General features: G+C 67.5%; 15 protein-coding genes and 2 pseudogenes. 13 read left to right on the forward strand and 4 right to left on the reverse strand.

Annotated features, from left to right (window positions below; genetic code table 11):
* Window positions 1-10 precede the first annotated feature (10 nt).
* On the reverse strand, window positions 11-451 hold the full coding sequence (locus tag AB0L53_RS01075) for a hypothetical protein (protein ID WP_363988564.1): 441 nt from the start codon (window positions 449-451) through the stop codon (window positions 11-13).
* Between the two features lie 271 nt (window positions 452-722).
* Between AB0L53_RS01075 and AB0L53_RS01080 the strand changes: the two genes are divergently transcribed.
* On the forward strand, window positions 723-2141 hold the full coding sequence (locus AB0L53_RS01080; RefSeq protein ID WP_363988567.1) for an MFS transporter: 1419 nt from the start codon (window positions 723-725) through the stop codon (window positions 2139-2141).
* 239 nt (window positions 2142-2380) lie between these two features.
* Window positions 2381-3355 carry an NlpC/P60 family protein gene (locus AB0L53_RS01085; RefSeq protein ID WP_363988569.1) on the forward strand — a complete coding sequence of 325 codons (975 nt, stop codon included), beginning with the start codon at window positions 2381-2383 and terminating at the stop codon, window positions 3353-3355.
* 29 nt (window positions 3356-3384) lie between these two features.
* On the opposite strand, the gene AB0L53_RS01090 is transcribed toward AB0L53_RS01085, so the two are convergent.
* Entirely contained in the window at window positions 3385-4011 is a 627-nt protein-coding gene (locus AB0L53_RS01090) for a TetR family transcriptional regulator (protein ID WP_363988572.1), read from the reverse strand.
* 101 nt (window positions 4012-4112) lie between these two features.
* Here AB0L53_RS01090 and AB0L53_RS01095 point away from each other — a divergent pair, with 101 nt between their 5' ends.
* Together AB0L53_RS01095 and mca are read left to right on the forward strand one after the other, a co-directional pair.
* Complete coding sequence (locus tag AB0L53_RS01095) at window positions 4113-4982, forward strand: alpha/beta fold hydrolase (protein ID WP_363988574.1); 870 nt, start codon at window positions 4113-4115, stop codon at window positions 4980-4982.
* Window positions 4983-5017: 35 nt separating this feature from the next.
* Window positions 5018-5851, forward strand: coding sequence for a mycothiol conjugate amidase Mca (gene mca, locus AB0L53_RS01100; protein WP_363988577.1), 834 nt, complete (start codon window positions 5018-5020; stop codon window positions 5849-5851).
* Between the two features lie 35 nt (window positions 5852-5886).
* On the opposite strand, the gene AB0L53_RS01105 is transcribed toward mca, so the two are convergent.
* Window positions 5887-6591: a universal stress protein gene (locus AB0L53_RS01105; protein ID WP_363988580.1), complete on the reverse strand. Its 705-nt coding sequence runs from the start codon at window positions 6589-6591 to the stop codon at window positions 5887-5889.
* 41 nt (window positions 6592-6632) lie between these two features.
* Between AB0L53_RS01105 and AB0L53_RS01110 the strand changes: the two genes are divergently transcribed.
* The 4 genes and pseudogenes from AB0L53_RS01110 to AB0L53_RS01125 form a co-directional block, all read left to right on the forward strand.
* Window positions 6633-7205, forward strand: a complete 573-nt coding sequence (locus AB0L53_RS01110; RefSeq protein WP_363988583.1) for a CoA-binding protein — start codon at window positions 6633-6635, stop codon at window positions 7203-7205.
* Entirely contained in the window at window positions 7196-8122 is a 927-nt protein-coding gene (locus tag AB0L53_RS01115; RefSeq protein ID WP_363988586.1) for an acetate--CoA ligase family protein, read from the forward strand. The genes AB0L53_RS01110 and AB0L53_RS01115 overlap by 10 nt, the downstream gene beginning before the upstream one ends.
* 138 nt (window positions 8123-8260) lie before the next feature.
* A pseudogene (locus tag AB0L53_RS01120) lies at window positions 8261-8458 on the forward strand (hypothetical protein); the annotation flags it as partial.
* A 385-nt stretch (window positions 8459-8843) separates the two neighbouring features.
* Window positions 8844-9005: pseudogene (locus tag AB0L53_RS01125) on the forward strand (DUF4342 domain-containing protein); the annotation flags it as partial.
* Between the two features lie 38 nt (window positions 9006-9043).
* On the opposite strand, the gene AB0L53_RS01130 reads toward AB0L53_RS01125, so the two are convergent.
* Window positions 9044-10114 (reverse strand): LacI family DNA-binding transcriptional regulator, encoded by a 1071-nt coding sequence (locus AB0L53_RS01130; RefSeq protein ID WP_363988589.1) that lies wholly within the window; start codon window positions 10112-10114, stop codon window positions 9044-9046.
* 421 nt (window positions 10115-10535) lie between these two features.
* Here AB0L53_RS01130 and AB0L53_RS01135 point away from each other — a divergent pair, with 421 nt between their 5' ends.
* Genes AB0L53_RS01135 through AB0L53_RS01155 form a run of 5 tightly spaced genes read left to right on the forward strand, consistent with a single transcriptional unit; the run spans window position 10536 to window position 16577 of the window.
* Window positions 10536-11882 carry a sugar ABC transporter substrate-binding protein gene (locus tag AB0L53_RS01135; RefSeq protein ID WP_363988591.1) on the forward strand — a complete coding sequence of 449 codons (1347 nt, stop codon included), beginning with the start codon at window positions 10536-10538 and terminating at the stop codon, window positions 11880-11882.
* Window positions 11883-11890: 8 nt separating this feature from the next.
* Window positions 11891-12832, forward strand: coding sequence for a sugar ABC transporter permease (locus AB0L53_RS01140; RefSeq protein WP_363988594.1), 942 nt, complete (start codon window positions 11891-11893; stop codon window positions 12830-12832).
* On the forward strand, window positions 12829-13656 hold the full coding sequence (locus tag AB0L53_RS01145; protein ID WP_363988597.1) for a carbohydrate ABC transporter permease: 828 nt from the start codon (window positions 12829-12831) through the stop codon (window positions 13654-13656). Before AB0L53_RS01140 ends, AB0L53_RS01145 begins: the two co-directional genes overlap by 4 nt.
* Window positions 13653-15161: a family 43 glycosylhydrolase gene (locus AB0L53_RS01150; RefSeq protein WP_363988600.1), complete on the forward strand. Its 1509-nt coding sequence runs from the start codon at window positions 13653-13655 to the stop codon at window positions 15159-15161. Before AB0L53_RS01145 ends, AB0L53_RS01150 begins: the two co-directional genes overlap by 4 nt.
* A gap of 33 nt (window positions 15162-15194) precedes the next feature.
* A complete protein-coding gene (locus tag AB0L53_RS01155) occupies window positions 15195-16577 on the forward strand; it encodes a GH1 family beta-glucosidase (protein WP_363988602.1) in 1383 nt (460 codons plus the stop codon).
* The last annotated feature ends 20 nt before the right edge of the window (window positions 16578-16597 follow it).

The raw sequence follows: 16597 nt of genomic DNA on the forward strand, positions 1-16597 counted from the left end.
ATGGATCGGCCTATGTACGCATCACTGAGAGCCCGGCGAGGGTAGGGGCCAGGCGACGTGGCGGCGACCTGGCCACTCCGCCCACCCATGGCCTCCTGGCGGCCATCGCTCCTGACCACGGCCGCATGCTGGCCCAGATCGCCGCGATCAACAACGCGACGATCAAGGGCAGCACGGCCAGGCACACATCGGTCGGATCCAGCCAGATCGAGCTCCCGGAGCCCAGCAAGGGCCCGCTGAGCACACCGACGAGTTCGGTCCCGCCCTCCGGCATCGCCTTCTCAGAAGTCTCCGTATGAGCCGGAGCGTACGAGCTGAAGGGCGAGGAGGTCTCACCGTGATGCGAGGCCAGATGCCCGATCGTGTGCATGCCCCAGACGCCCAGTACGAGCATCACCGGCAACAGCCATCGCGGGCAGAGAAGGGACGACCAGCGGGCCGATCCGCCCATGCGCCCCTCCTCCCCCGCACGCTGCTCAGTACTTGAGACCCGAGCGTGCGGTCACACGCCGGCTCGCTTCAACTATCACTCATAGTACTGCGCTCCCGGACAGCGGAAGGCACCTGCCTTGTACTCCTGTTCAGGCCGACAGCGCACCGCTCTTCACGTCGCCACCGCGGCGATGCGGCTATGGCACCCCAAACTTGACACATACCCCCTGGGGGTATAAATCTACTGGCGACATACCCCACCCCGGTAGAGAATGTCTGGAGAGTGCACCATGTCCGCACCATCCCCCAGGCGCTGGACCGCCTTGGCCCTGATCGCCATGGCCCAGTTCATCGTCATCATGGACACGTCGATCATCGGCGTGGCCCTTCCCCGTATCCAGGAAAGCCTCGGCTTCTCCCAGGAGAGCCTGTCCTGGGTCTTCAACGCCTACGTCGTCGCATTCGGCGGGCTGCTCCTGCTAGGCGGCCGACTGTCCGACCTGTTCGGCGCCCGCCGGCTCTTCGCCGCCGGCTGGCTGATCCTGCTCGCCGGCTCCCTGGTCGCCGGCATCGCCCCCGAGGTGTGGGTCGAGCTGACCGGCCGCGCCGTCCAGGGAATCGGCGCGGCATTGATCGCCCCCTCCGCGCTCACCCTGCTCATGATGCTCTTCGGCCGAGACCCCAAGGAGCTCACCAAGGCCCTGGCCCTGTACGGCGCCGCAGCCCCGGCGGGCGGCACCGCGGGAGTGTTCCTCGGCGGCGTCATCACCGAATACCTGAGCTGGCCCTGGGTCTTCTACATCAACATCCCCATCGCGCTCGTCGCATTGCTGGCCACCGGCCCACTGATGCCCGCCGCCCAAGCCCAGCGCGGCTCCATCGACGTGACCGGCGCGCTCACCGTCACCGCCGGTCTCGGCGCCGCGGTCTACGCCATCGTCCGGGCGCCCGAGATCGGCTGGGGTTCCGCGCAGACCTGGCTCGTGCTGGCCGGCGCCGTGGCCCTGCTCGGCGGCTTCGTCGCGATCCAGGCCCGCCGCCGCGAGCCGCTGATGCGGCTGTCGATCTTCCGTGCTCCGAACCTCTCCGCCGCCAACCTGACCCAACTGCTGCTCGGCGGCGCGTGGATCCCTATGTGGTTCTTCCTCAACCTCTACCTGCAGCAGGTGCTCGGCTACAGCGCCTTCCCCAGCGGCGCGGCGCTGGTGCCGATGACCGTCCTCATCATGGTCGGCATGATCGTCCTGGCACCCCGCGCCATCGGCCGCTTCGGCCCCAAGGCGACCACCGTGGCCGGCCTGGCCCTGCTCGCCGCAGGTATGGGGTGGCTGTCACTGATCAGCCCGAACGGCAGCTTCGCCACCGACGTCCTGCCCGCCAGCCTCGTCGCCGCCCTCGGCATGTCCCTGGCCTTCATCCCCTCACTCGGCACCGCCATCTCCTCCGCCCGCCCAGAGGAAGGCGGCCTGGCCTCCGGCATCGTCAACACCAGCTACCAGGTCGGCTCCGCGCTCGGCCTGGCCGCCATGACCGCCGTCGCCGCCGCCAACGGCGCCGGACAACTCGGCAACCTGCCCGCCCTGACCAACGGCTTCTCCTCCGCCTTCATCGGCGCCGCCGGCATCGCCGGCATCGGCGCCCTGCTCGCCGCACTGACACTGCGCACCCGTACGGCCGTACACGCCGAGCCCGCCACCACCCGCCGGTGACCTACCGCGGACAAAGGAGAGTGACACCCAACACCGCGCCCGGCTCCCATGCTCTGGGAGCCGGGCGCGCCTTCTTGTCCCTGGACGGCACGCCTATCTCCCTATGAGACGACATCCGCTAGGCCAGATAGTATGTTCCGCCGACGAGAGCAATCACTGCGAACAGGCCAACCGGCCCTCCACCTTCTGTACTATTGCGCCCCAGGTTTGGAGTTTTACGAGGAGGCATCGTAGTGGCCGTGCCGACAAGGCTTGGGCAGACAGCTATGGCGGCGGCACTGGCCTCGGCCGTATTGCTCTCCAACCCCGGCGGTGCCGCCGCCGCGCCTCCGTCGCCCGCCAAGGCCAGGGCCAAGCTGGTGAAGCTGAACGAGCAAGCGGACGACCTGGTCGAGCGGCACAACCAGGCCACGGAGGCGTACAAGTCGGCCAAGAAGAAGTACGACGCTCTCAACGCCGAGATCGGCCGCAAGGATGATCGAGTCGCCACACTGCGCAGAGACCTCGTCACGGCGGCCGTCGGCGACTACCAGACCGGCCCGTTGACCTGGCAACGATTCGCCTTCCAGAACAGCCCGGAAACAACTCTGAGCAGCATGGCCTCTCTGGCCCAGATCGCGCAGGACAGGGCCGCGAAAGTACTCGCCTTCGAGGCGACCACCAAGGACCTGCGCGACAGCCGCACCGCGGCCAAAAGCGTCCTGGCGGATGCCGACGCGGCGCGCGACAAAGTACGCGGCGAGAAGGAGAAGGTGGAAAAGCTCGTCAAGGAGCAGACCAAGCTGCTGCGCCGACTGGGCGCCTTCAAGACCGGCGACCCCAACAGCACGGGCATCCCGTACACCGGACCGGCCTCCGGCAACGCCCGCCTGGCGCTCCAGTTCGCCTTCGCCCAGATCGGCAAGCCCTACCAGTACGGCGCCGTAGGGCCGGGCTCCTACGACTGCTCCAGCCTCACCCAGGCCGCCTGGCGTAGCGCGGGAGTCGAGATCCCGCGCACCACGTACACCCAATGGAGCTGGGGCGCCAGCCGCCACGTCCCCCTCGACGCGTTGCAGCCCGGCGACTTGCTCTTCAGCAAGGGGCTGGGGCACATGGGCATGTACGCGGGCAACGGGAAGATGGTCCACGCACCTCAGACGGGCGACGTCGTCAAGGTGGTCGATCTCGACGACTACTGGCGCAACCGCCTGCTCGGCGCCGTTCGCCCCTGACGGAGCTCAGCCCACGGGCATTCGTGGCCTCAGCGCATCGCGTAGTCGGCCAGGGAGGTTTCCAGTAGTCCGAACACCTGATGGGCCGAGCGGGTCACGGTGGAGGCGATCTGGCGGTTGCTCTGCCCCTGCCTCGTGAGATCCATGATGTGCTCGAACAGGGTCCGGTGGGCGGCACCGAGCAGGGCTGCCGCCGCGCGGGCCGTGAGGTCGCCGGGGGCGGACGCGGTATCGGTGGCAAGGACTTGGGCGAGGGCGTCCTCGCGCTGGTCGTGCAGGTCGCGCAGCCGGGCGGTAAGGGTGGGGCTGTCGCTGATCATGCGGGCGAAGCCCTGACTGGAGAAGCCGATGACGGCGTCGTGCCGCTCCACCCCGGCAAGGAACTCGCGACGCAGCGCGGCCAGCGCGGACTCGCCCGCCGACCGGTCAGCGACGGTGCGGGCCAGACTGGGAGCGAACGTCTGGTGATAGTCGAGGGCGAGGTCTTCCTTGCGGGGGAAGTAGTTGGTGACGGTCATCTTGGCCACCTGGGCGGCGGCCGCGATCTCGGTGATGGTCACCGCCTCGAAGCCGCGCTCGATGAACAGTCTCGTCGCGGCGTTGGAGATCGCCTGCCGCGTCTGCTGCTTCTTGAGCTCGCGAAGTCCCGTGGCCATGACACCACATCCTCTCATAGGCCGATCATAAATCGATGCTTGACACATTTTTATGTCCATCCTAAGTTTATGTCTCACCCAAGCAACACGGGAGAGAATCCTTGAACATCCCCGCCGGTTCCGACGAGACCGCAGCAGTCATGGCGCAGATGCGTGCGCTGGCAGCAGGGACGCCGGAGCCGCCCGCGGACGCCGATTTCACTGCGGCGCTTCCGCGCATGGAGGGGGCCGCCCGGCAGTGGGTGAACACCTCTGGGCGTTCGGCGGCGGAGGCCGGTATCACGCTGTACATCCACGGCGGCGGCTTCGCGCACACCGAACCCCGGATGGAACGACTCATGGCTTGTCACCTGTCCAAGGCGACAGCCCGGCCGGTCTTGGCGGTGGACTACCGGCTCGCCCCTGCCCACCCCTACCCGGCGGCGCTCGATGACGTGACAGCCGTCTACAGCAGGCTGCTCGATCAGGGCGTACCGGAGTCCCGGATCGTCCTGTTCGGTGAGTCGGCAGGCGGAACCCTCGCTCTGTCGGCGCTGCTGACACTCAAGGAGAGCGCAGCCCCGATGCCCGCCGCGGTGATCGCGGTGTCCCCCTTGACCGATCTGACTCTCTCCAGCCCGTCGCTGGACACCAACGACGAACGAGACATGATCAATCGGGCGGTACTGAAGGGCGTCACCACCCAATACCTGGCAGGAGCGCGACCGGATCTGGCGCCTCAATCCCCCCTGTACGGCGACCTTCGTGGCCTGCCGGCCCTTCTGCTGATAGCCGGTTCCGCGGAGGTGCTGCTCGACGATGCCCGGCGCTTCGCGGCAGCCGCCTCGGCAGCGGGAACAGCGGTCACCCTCGATGTCTACGAGGGCATGCCCCATGTCTTCCACCTGGCGATGTTGCCGGGCGTACCCCTTCCCACCACGACCACGTTCCTCCGCCGCCTGGCGGAGTGGACCGAAGAAAGGCAGCGATGAGTCCGCGGCTCGCCCCAGGAGAGCCCCTCCGCCTGATGAGCGTGCACGCCCACCCTGACGACGAGTCGAGCAAGGGCGCGGCGACACTCGCCAAGTACGCCGCGGAGGGTGTGGACGTCCTGGTGGTCACCTGCACGGGCGGCGAGCGCGGCGACGTGCTGAACCCGGCGATGGACCGGCCCGGCGTACGGGAGAACCTCACCGAGATCCGGCGGGCCGAGATGGCGGCGGCCAGGGAGATCCTGGGCGTCCGGCAGCACTTCCTGGGCTTCATCGATTCGGGCTTGCCCGCGGCCGGTGAGCCGCTGCCGGACGGCTGCTTCGCGGTCCAGCCGCTGGAGGAGGCGGCCGGGCGCCTGGTGGCGTTGATCCGCGATTTCCGCCCGCACGTGATCGTGACCTACGACGAGACCGGCGGGTACCCACACCCTGACCACATCAAGACGCACCAGGTGACCATGGCGGCCTTCGACGCTGGTCGCCACTCGGGGACGGGCGAACACTGGCAGCCGCTCAAGCTCTACTATCTGGGCACCCTGTCGCGAGCCTGGTTCCAAGCCATGCACGATGCCCTGACAGCGCGCGGGATCGACTCGGGAATGGAGGCCGTGCTGGCAGAGCTCCCGGACGACGCCCCCGCCCTGGAGATCACTACCCGCGTTGCCTGCGCGGAGTACTTCGAGGCCCGGGACCGGGCATTGCTCGCCCACGCCACGCAGATCGACCCCGCTAGCGGGTTCATGCTCCACGATCGTGATGTGGAGCGGGAGGTATGGCCTGTCGAGGACTATCACCTCGCACGGTCCTACGTCGAGGGCACCCTTCCCGAAGACGACCTGTTCGCCGGCCTGCGCCCCGGCCGCGAGTGACACTCCGCTCGACCAGCCCTCTTCACCAGGACGGTTCACGCTTGGCCCACCACCGCCACCGGGCAAGGCGCGTGCTGGAGGAGGTAGCCGGCGGCGCCGTGACGCATGGCTCCTGTGCGTCCGATGACCACCAGCGTGGCGTGGCCGGCGGCGTCGTACGGGTGAACGCGCACGCCGGGATGGCGCGCCGCCCACTCGGTGAGGTCGCCCGGGGAGGCGATCGGAAGCCGGCGCAGCGCGGCTTCGCCGAAGGCGAAGTCCAGCACGGCCGCCTCCGGATCCTTGCTGGTCACGACGATCGGGCCGGGCCTGGTCGGCGCGGGCAGCGGGCCCGGGCCGCGTACGACGATGACCGGGCAGTCGGCGTGGGCGGCGACGTACCCGGCGACCGAGCCGACCACCGCCCGGGGCAACGCGCTCAGGCCGCGGGAGCCGACCACGATGAGGGCGGCGGCGTCGGAGAGCTCGACGAGGCGCTGCGCGGCGGCCCCTTCGTGCAGATCGGTGTCGACGCGCACGCCCGAGCTGGTGGAGCGGGCGCACTCGGCACCGTGCCACAGCACGTGCTCGGCGGCCTTGCGCAGGTGGGCCTTGGCGTCCTCGTCCGCCACACCGTACGGCCACTGCCAGGCGTGGGCGACGGTCAGCGGCAGCTGCCTGAGCTCTGCCTCGTCCAGCGCCCAGTCCAGGGCCTGCATGGAGAAGTCCGAGCCGTCGTAGCCGAGCACGATGTCGTTCATGCCGCCAGCCTGACGCGTACGCGGGCCGGCGGGTAGGGACCTTGGTCCCGCGGGCGAAGGCCGTACGGCACTGCCTGCCGCGCCGATCGCCCGACAGCCTCGAAGGTAAAACCGACGGATATGACGTTTTGCTGCGCGACGGCGGGATCGCCCACGTGCGACCGCTGCGGACCGACGATCGCCAGGCGCTGCACGAACTGGTGGACCGCTCGTCCGAACGCTCGGCCTACTTGCGCTTCTTCACCGGCGGCCGGAGCACCGCGCGCTCCTACATGGATCGCGTCACCAGCGACAAGTACAACGGCCACGCCCTGCTGGCCCCCCGCTCCGTGGCGGTGATCGGCGCCGGCCGAGATGAGCGGGCCGTCGGTCACAAGGTGCTGCGCAACCTCATCGACGCGGGCTTCGAGGGCCCGATCCACCCGGTCAATCCGAACGCGACCGAGGTGGCCGAGCTGACCTGCCACGCCACGGTGCCCGACGGTGTGGACCTGGCGGTCGTGGCGGTGCCCGCCCGGCACGTGCTTCAGGTGGCCCGCGACTGCGCGAACGCCGGTGTTGCCGGAGACGTCAGCGGCATGCCGCCGCCGCGCTGGGCAACCCGGTGGATCTGACCGCGGACGCAAGCGCCGAGGAGATCGGCGCCGCCGTCGCGGCGCTGGCCGCCTCGCCGGAGGTGGACGTGGTCCTGGCCGTGTACACCCCACCGTTCGGCTCAGGGCTCGAGCAGACTCGGCAGGCCCTCTCCATCGCCGCGAAGGGGGCGGGCAAGACGGTGCTGGCCTGCGTCGTCGGCCATGACGTTCTGATCGACGGCCACCTGCCCAGCTACGCCTTCCCCGAGCAGGCCGTGCAAGCGCTCGCGCACGCCGTACGCTACGCCGAGTGGCGCGACCGTCCCGCCGAGCCGGCACCCGCTTCCTTCCGCGTGCACGAGCGGACGGCGCGGCAGCTCGTACAACAGGAGCTGTCAGCCCACCCGGACGGCAGGTGGCTGTCCCCCGCGACCACCGCCCGGCTGCTCGACTGCTACGGCATCACGATGGTGGAATCGATCGAGGTGGACGGCCCCGAGGCCGCAGCGGCCGCGAGCGAGCGCATCGGGCCGCCCGTCGTCCTCAAGGCCGTCGGCCCGGTGCACAAGAGCGACATCGGCGGCGTCCGCCTCGGCCTCCGAACCGCGGAGGAGGTGCGACAGGCGTACCACGAAATGTCCGCGCACATCGGCCCGCAGATGACCGGCGCGACCGTCCAGCGCATGCTGCCGGGCGGTGTCGAAATCATCATCGGCGGCGTCAACTACCCGGCCTTCGGCCCGCTGGCCATGGTCGGCATGGGCGGCGTCATGGCCGACCTGCTGGCCGATCGCGCGTTCCGGGTGCCGCCCGTCACCGACCCCCTCGGCATGATCGCCGAGCTCGACCTCAACCCCGTCATCGTCAGCTCCGACGGCGCCACCACGGTCGACGCCCGCATCAGGGTGGCACCCTGTGAGCCACCGCCATCACTGCTCCTGCGGCGCCTGCGCTGACCGAACGACCGCGCCGATTCAGGACTTCCGCCCCTATTGGCGGCCGTCTCCCACGGATGGGATGAGATCACCAAAAATCGGGAGGCGTTGGTGCATGCCATCTCGCGCCAGGCCTCCTCGCGACTGAAGGTAGCCGTGATGGATGTCATGAGCCAGGTGGACGCCTACTGGCGTGCCGCGAACTATCTGCTGGACGATCCACTGCTCATGAAGCCGCTGCGTCCTGAGCACATCAAGCCGCGCTTACTCGGCCATTGGGGCACCACGCCGGGCCTGAACTTCTGCTTCGCCCACCTGAACCGCATCATCGCCGAGCGCGACCAGGACATGGCGTTCCGGCTGACGAGGCGGAACTCGTGGGCAGAGGCCTGGCGACGGGCGCCCTCATCGTCTTAGTGACGGCGTTGCCGGCGATGAGCCTGTTCTTGGGTGCCCGCCGGCGAATGGACCGGGCCCGGTACCGGCAGTGGGAGACCGACTGGGCGCGAGCCGACCACAGCCCCGCCTAGATCCGACCTGAAACGCCCGGGCATGCTGGGCGAACGTTTCGACAACGCCTCCGGCCTCGTCGTTCTGGACGAACGTGACCAGGACCACCGGCGGGCATGATGGGCCTTTCGCCTCCTACCCCGGCGCCTGCCCGCGCGCATCCTGAAAGCGGAGCGAATCAGAAGGGAGAGCAGCAGAGATGACCGTCACCAAGTAAGAGGCCAAGGTCCGCAGCACGGAGCTCGCTGACAAGATCAAGACAGTGATTCACGAGGGCAACGTCCGCCGGATCATCCTCAAGGACTCTTACGGCCACACCGTGATGGAGATCCCCGTGACAGTCGGCGTCGCGGCGCTCATCGTCGCCCCCGTCGTCTCGGCCGTCGCGCGCTGACCGCCTTAGCAGCCGAATGGACCGGCAGCAGGTTTCTGTCAGTCGTTGGAGCAACCGCAGGTTTCGCCACGCCACACCACACACGCGAGGGTCTCATGACGGCTCGCGTCTTCGTTGCCCTCGAGGGCTTCTAGGAGGATCCGCACTGCGACCCGCCCGACGTCCTCCATTGGCTGTCGCACCGTCGTCAAGTGCGGTGTGATCAGCCGTCCCGCCAGTATTCCGTCGAAGCCGGTCACCGCCACCTGAGCCGGCACGTCCATGCCCTGTCCCCGAAGCGCGTCGATGGCGACGATGGCCTCCTGATCGGTCGCGCACACAAGAGCCTGCGGGAAGGAAGGCTGATCGAGAAGGCCGCGGACGGCGTCGATCGTCGACTGATCGTCGCCGGGATGGCTTCTCACCGGGGGCGGAGGGGCGATGCGCGCCTGCCGCAGGACCTCGGAGAAGCCCTCATAGCGCGCCACGAACTCCGGGGTGCCCAACTCGCCGAGGTACGCGAAGTCGCGATAACCGTGATCGATCAGCAAGTGCTCGGTAAGACGGGCCATGGCGGCGCGGTTGTCGACGAAGACGGTGTGCATCCCCTCGCGCCGGATCTCCCCGCCGAGTTCGACGACGGGTATGCGGGCTGAGAGCTGTTCCAAAAGAGCGCCCGATGCGGCACCGGCGAACGCTATGAGGCCGTCCACGCGCCCCGCGACATCGATCACGCTCGGCAAATGTCCAGGATTATGGCCGGAGCCGAGCATAAGCGCGTAACCGTGCCTCCGGCACTCCAACTGGACGCCCCGCTGGACCTCGTCCGAATACAACGGGAAAAGCCGTCCGTCAGGAACGCGAGTCGAATCAAGCGGAGCGGAATCCGGGAAATCCGCGGCCGGCTCGAGTAGATAGTCGAACGCATACAGGCCCAGCGCTCCGGTCTTTCCTTTGGCAAGCCCCCGGGCATTCGCACTGGGCACATAGCCGACGGAGTCGGCAGCGCGCAGAACCGCTTGCAAAGTGTCCGCCTTCACCCGCTCCGGCTTGGTGAACGCAAAGGAAACCGTTGCGATCGACACTCCGGCAAGTTGCGCGACATCGTATACCGTCGGTCGCCTCGTCACGTCCGCCCCAATTCACGTCAGGAACCCATCAAGAGCACTCGTACAGTACCGGTTCGACGGCGCTCCAAGGCGCTCCCTTCGATTGTCGCCCGGTGACCGGAAGGTTCGACCTTGGCGCGCGACCGCGCGGTGGACACGGTCAGCCGGGACCCTCATCACGATCATGTCCCACACGAGGAGAGCCGCCCCTGGGAAACGCGGCCGCCATACGGAAGCCGCGCGCCCGGAATGACGAGCAGACCGCGTCGATCTTGAGATCCATCCCTTCTACCAGGGCTTATCGCCGCATGGATCAAGAACGGCGATCCGCGTCGGGCGTGCGGCGCGCGCATCACCGTGCGAAGAGTTCAGCAGTGAGCATGGTTGCGCCACCCCATGTTATGCGCTTAGATGCCGGAACGAAGTCGATCCGGCACGACCTGTGCTCGCAGTGGAGCACCGTTCGCGCACCCCGCAACCCCCCCATGCACGAAGGGGAACGATGATGATCCGACGGAATATGGCGACGGCCACGGCCGTCACCGCGACGCTTGCACTCATGCTCAGCGGTTGTGGGCGTTCGAACGACCGCCCGCAGAACGATGTGCCGGCAAGTCGCCTGACGAATGGTCCGGCCACTGGCACCGTCACTATCTGGGCGCAGGGCACAGAGGGTGAAGCGCTCGCCGATTTCCTCAAGCCCTTCAAAGAGAAGAACCCCGGCATCGAGGTCAAGGTGACCCCGATCCCGTGGGACTCGGCGCAGAACAAATATCAGACGGCGATCGCCGGCGGAACGACTCCAGACATCGGCATGCTGGGGACCGACTGGATGCCGACGTTCGCCTCGGCGCTCCGTCCGACGCCCGCCGAGATCGACACGAGCGACATTTTCCCGGTTTCGCGGCAGACGACGAACATCGGCGGCGCGCAGCTGGGTGTGCCGTGGTACGTCGAAACTCGAGTGATCTACTACCGTACCGACCTGATGAAGAAGGCGGGGTTCGACAGCTTCCCCAAAGACTGGGCGGGATTCAAGGCGCTCGCCACGGCGTACCAGGACAAGGCCGGCGCGAAATACGGCGTCGTGCTCCCGTCCGGCGGATGGAACGGTTTCTTGAACAGTCTGCCGTTCGCCTGGTCGAACGGAGCCGACGTCATGAACTCCGACCAGACGAAGTGGACGTTCGACACCCCGAAGATGGTCGAGTCCCTCGAATACGTCAACAGCTTCTTCAAAGAAGGCATCGCCAACAAGAATCCCGATTCCGAGTCGGCGTCCACGGCCTCGGCCTTCGTTGACGGTACCGTCCCGATGTTCATCAGCGGCCCGTGGGACATCCCGGGGCTGAAGACCGCGGGCGGCGCCGGTTTCGAGGAAAAGTTCGCGGTGGCGCCGATCCCGGCCCCGCCGGGCGGGACGTCCACCTCGTTCGCGGCCGGCGCCAACCTCGCCGTGTTCAAGAACTCCAAGAACCCGGACGCGGCATGGAAGCTGATCCAGTGGCTCACGCAGCCCGAGGTCCAGGTCGCGTGGTTCAAGGCGGTCAACGACCTTCCCTCGCGGCAGACAGCGTGGAAGGACACCGCGCTGACGAGCGACCCGAAGGTGTCGGTGTTCGGTGAGCAGCTCAAGAGCGTCAAGACGGCGCCCGCCCTCACCTCGTGGACGCAGGTCTCGGCGGCCGCCGACACGGAGATCGAGCGGATCGCCCGTGGCGGCAAGAGCCCGCAGGACGCGGTCAAGCAGCTGCAGTCGACCGCCGATTCGCTGGGAACCGGCGAATAGGCATGGCCGTGACCCGAGTCGCCGGCGCCGGAGCGTTGTCGCGCTCCGGCGGCGACGGCACCACCAGGGCGCGTCGTCGCCGGATGACGGTGGTGGCCTACCTCTTCGCTCTGCCGTTCATCCTGAGCTTCGCCGTCTTCATGGTGTTCCCGCTCGTCTCGTCGTTCCTGATGTCCTTCACCGACTTCAGGAACAGCGACATCGAGAGCCCGCTGGCCGTCAAGTTCGTGGCGCTGGACCAGTACCTCCGGCTGTTCGAGAACCAGCAGTTCGTGCGGTCGCTGCTGAACACCGTGTACTTCGTCGCAGTGGGCATCCCGCTCACGATGGTCGCGGCCCTCGCCCTCGCCGTGGCGCTCAACAACGGGATCACGCGATTTCGCACGGCATTTCGCGTCGGTTTCTATGCCCCCGTGATCACGAGCATCGTGGCGGTCGCGGTGGTGTGGCGGTTCATCCTCCAACCGGACGGCCTGCTGAACACCGCGCTCGACGCCGTCGGCATCCAGGGCCCGGACTGGCTCAATGACCCGCTCTGGTCGATGCCTGCCATGATCCTCATGGCCATCTGGCGCAACATGGGCACTCTCATGATCATCTTCCTGGCCGGGCTGCAGAACATCCCCGCGAGCGTGCTGGAAGCGGCCGCCGTCGACGGCGCCACCGCCTGGCAGCGATTCGTCCGGGTGACGCTTCCGATGCTCCGCCCCACGCTGCTCCTCGGCGGCGTGCTCCTCTCGGTCGGCTATCTGCAGTTCTTCGAGGAACCGTTCGTCATGACGAAGGGCGGCCCGCTGGACTCCACGCTCTCGATCAGCTATTTCACCTACAACCAGTTCGGTTTCGGCAACTACGGCACCGCGTCGGCGGCGAGCTACGTGCTCTTCATCGCCATCGCGCTGCTCAGCATCGTGCAGTTCCGAGCCTTCCGCCCCAAGGAAGCGCCATGAGGAAGCCCACCATCCCGGGCCGGGCCCTGGTGTACATCGTGCTCGTCATCGCCGTTGTGGCCACGCTCATCCCGTTCGTCTGGATGTACCTCGGTTCGGCGAAGACCCAGTCGGAACTGCTGAGGCGACCGCCCACATGGTGGCCCAAGACGTTCACGTCCGAGAACTTCGCCACGTGGTTCGGCCGGCTGAATTTCCAGACGTTCTTTCTCAACAGCGTCATCGTGGCCGTCTTCACGGTCCTAGGAACGCTGTTGTTCTGCTCCATGGTCGGCTACGCGCTCGCGAAACTCGACTTCGTGGGCAAGCGGGCCCTCTTCCTGCTCGTGCTGGTCACGCTCATGGTTCCCGGCGTCGTCACGTTCATCCCGCTGTTCGTCGTGGTGAGCAAACTCGGGATGGTCAGCACCTACCCTGCGCTGATCATTCCGTTCCTCGCAGGGCCGATGGGCGTCTTCCTCATGCGCCAGTTCATCAGTGAGATCCCCGACGCGCTCATCGAAGCCGCCCGCATCGACGGCGCGGGCGAGGTGCGCATCTTCACGCGCATCATCCTGCCGCTCTGCGGGCCGGCATTGGCGACGCTCGCCATCCTCACCTTCCTCGGATCGTGGAACAACTTCCTGTGGCCGCTCGTGGTCGCGCAGACCGAGGACATGTACACCCTCCCCGTCGCGCTCTCCCTGTACTCGGTGGGGCAGAACGCGACCAACTACGGAGTCCTGCTGGCCGGCTCCGTGCTGGTCATCACCCCCGTGCTGCTGCTCTTCGTGGCCCTGCAGCGCTACTTCATTCAAGGAATCACGGCGACCGGAATCAAATGACCTTCGAAACGCGAAAAGGCAGGCGCCGCGAGGCCGCCGGCGTGCATCCCATCATCGGCGGCTTCTACCCCGACCCGAGCATCTGCCGCGCCGGCGGCGACTACTACCTGGTCAACTCCTCCTTCGAATACTCCCCAGGCGTCCCGGTCTGGCACAGCACCGACCTCACCCATTGGACCCAGATCGGCAACGCCCTGACCGGCACCGATGGGTTCCAGGCGGGAGAAGCCGGCGCCAGCAAGGGAATCTACGCTCCGACACTCCGCCATCACGCGGGCCGCTTCTGGCTGATCACGACGAACGTCTCCACCAGCGGCGGCCAACTGCTGACGTCGACGACGGACCCGGCCGGCCCGTGGGCTCCGGCCGTGGTGATCGACGGCCTGGCGGGCATCGATCCCGACCTGGCCTGGGATGACGATGGCACCTGCTACGTCACGTACTGCTCGACACGCCCCGGCCTGGAGGGCATCGCCCAAGCCCGAGTCGATCTCGAAAAGGGAGTGGCGCTGGAGGAGCCAAGGCCCGTGTGGCAGGGGACCGGACTGGCCTTCCCCGAGGCTCCACATCTCTACCGCCGCGACGGGTGGTGGTACCTGATGATCGCCGAAGGCGGCACGGAACGCGGCCACGCCATCACCATCGCCCGATCCCGAAACCCCGACGGCCCCTTTGAGCCCGCCCCCGGCAATCCCGTCTTCTCGCATCGCAGCACCACGCATCCGGTGCAGAACACGGGGCACGCGGACCTCGTCGAAGCCCCCGACGGACGGTGGGCGGCCGTGTATCTCGGCGTCCGCCCGCGCGGGATGACCCCGATGTTCCACGTCAACGGCCGCGAGACATTCCTCGCCGGCATCGACTGGATCGACGGGTGGCCGCAGTTCGACGAGGGTCGCTTCGTGTACGAGATCAGCGACCGCTCCTTCCTGGATCGATTCGCCGACCCCTCACTCCATCCTCGCTGGGTCTCCCCCGGCGCTCCCCTCGGCGAATTCGTCTCACCCGCCGAACCCGGCATTGCGTTGATCCCGGCCGCCTCCGCCAGCGGGAACGTCAGCGCCCTCATGACCCGGGTGACCGACGAGCGCTGGCGCTTCGACGTCGCGCTACGGACGGCCGACGGCGCGGCGGGCGTCCTGCTCCGACTCGATGACCGCCACTGGTGCGAGTTGCGGGTGAACGACGGCTCCGCGCACGCGGTTCTGCACATCGGTCCGCTCGAATCCCCCATCGGCGAGGTCACGACCGGCCTCGGGCCGACGCCAACGGTGCGGATCGAGTCACTGCCCGCCACCCATGACGGCCCAGACGACATCGCATTGTCAGTGATCCGCGACGGCCACAGCGTGATGCTCGCGCGCTTCGACGGCCGGTACCTCTCCACCGAGGTCGCCGGCGGATTCACCGGCCGGGTCGCCGGCGTCCGCGCCATCAGCGGCACGGTCGAAGTCGCCTCTGTGCGGTACGAGGCGAATGACGCCTACGTCGATCCCCGGCCGTGACGCCATGACTCAAACTTTTCGCGAGGAGCTCCAGTGAGGTTTCCCCACGAGTTCGTCTTCGGGTCCGCGACAGCCGCGTACCAGATCGAAGGCGCCGCCACCGAGGACGGGCGCGGCCCGTCGATCTGGGACACATTCAGCCACACGCCCGGCCGGACGCTCAACGGCGACACCGGAGACGTCGCCGACGATCACTACCACCATCTCGACGCCGACCTCGACCTGATGGCCGAGCTCGGACTCGAGGCTTACCGGTTCTCCATCGCCTGGCCGCGGGTCATTCCGACCGGCGTGGGCCCGACCAACCACAAGGGCGTCGATTTCTATTCGCGCCTGGTCGACGGACTTCTCGAACGCGGCATCCGCCCGGTGGCGACGTTGTATCACTGGGACCTCCCCCAGCCCCTGGAGGATGAGGGAGGGTGGACCAGCAGAGCCACCGCCGACGCGTTCGCCGAGTATGCGCGGGTCATCAGCGCCGCGCTCGGGGACCGTGTCGACACCTGGACCACGCTCAACGAACCCTGGTGCTCGGCCTACCTCGGCTACGGCAGCGGCGTGCACGCGCCCGGACACACGAGCAGGCTGGAGCCGCTGCTGGCCGTGCACCAGCTCAACCGCGCGCATGGCCTGGCCATCCAGGCGATGCGTTCGGAGGTCAAATCCGACGCGAAGTTCTCCGTCACGCTCAACCTGCACGTGTTCCGCCCGGACGGCCCGAGTGGCGAGACCGCGCGCTCAAAAGTGGAGGCGCTGTCGAACGACGCGTTCCTGGGGCCGATGCTGGAGGGTCGTTACACCGACCGTCTCCTGGAAACGACGGCCGGCATCACCGACTGGTCCTTCGTCCAGGATGGGGACCTGGAAACCATTCACCAGCCCATCGACGTCCTGGGCGTCAACTACTACAACACCAACCGGGTGCGGATGTCGGACGGGTCAGACGACCGGGAGCGGTCTGACGGACATGGCCGCTCGACCGCTTCTCCTTGGCCCGGCGCCGAAGACGTCGAGTTCCTCAACCAGCGGGGTCCGCTGACCGAGATGGGCTGGAACATCGATCCGGACGGCCTCCGCGACCTCCTCACCGACCTTCATGAGCGATATCCGAACCAACCCCTCATGATCACCGAGAACGGCGCCGCCTTCCCGGACACCGTCGACAACGGGATGGTTCACGACGAGGACCGGATCGACTACGTCCGGCGGCACCTTCAGGCAGTATTCGACATCATCGAGAAAGGCGTCGATGTGCGCGGCTACTTCTTGTGGTCGCTCATGGACAACTTCGAGTGGGCGTACGGATACTCGAAACGCTTCGGGATCATCCGCGTGGACTACGACACCCAGGCCCGCACGCTGAAGGACAGCGCCCGCTGGTACGCCAACGTCATCCGCTCACGCGAGCTCTCATGACCATGCTCAGCCGTATGGCC

This window comes from Nonomuraea sp. NPDC052129, from assembly GCF_040680095.1.
GTDB lineage: Bacteria > Actinomycetota > Actinomycetes > Streptosporangiales > Streptosporangiaceae > Nonomuraea.

Bases quoted from the DNA above. Each gene is read 5' to 3' on its own strand.
- AB0L53_RS01075 (WP_363988564.1), bottom strand. From the start codon at position 451: ATGGGCGGATCGGCCCGCTGGTCGTCCCTTCTCTGCCCGCGATGGCTG.
- AB0L53_RS01080 (WP_363988567.1), top strand. From the start codon at position 723: ATGTCCGCACCATCCCCCAGGCGCTGGACCGCCTTGGCCCTGATCGCC.
- AB0L53_RS01090 (WP_363988572.1), bottom strand. From the start codon at position 4,011: ATGGCCACGGGACTTCGCGAGCTCAAGAAGCAGCAGACGCGGCAGGCG.
- mca (WP_363988577.1), top strand. From the start codon at position 5,018: ATGAGCGTGCACGCCCACCCTGACGACGAGTCGAGCAAGGGCGCGGCG.
- AB0L53_RS01105 (WP_363988580.1), bottom strand. From the start codon at position 6,591: ATGAACGACATCGTGCTCGGCTACGACGGCTCGGACTTCTCCATGCAG.
- AB0L53_RS01145 (WP_363988597.1), top strand. From the start codon at position 12,829: ATGAGGAAGCCCACCATCCCGGGCCGGGCCCTGGTGTACATCGTGCTC.
- AB0L53_RS01150 (WP_363988600.1), top strand. From the start codon at position 13,653: ATGACCTTCGAAACGCGAAAAGGCAGGCGCCGCGAGGCCGCCGGCGTG.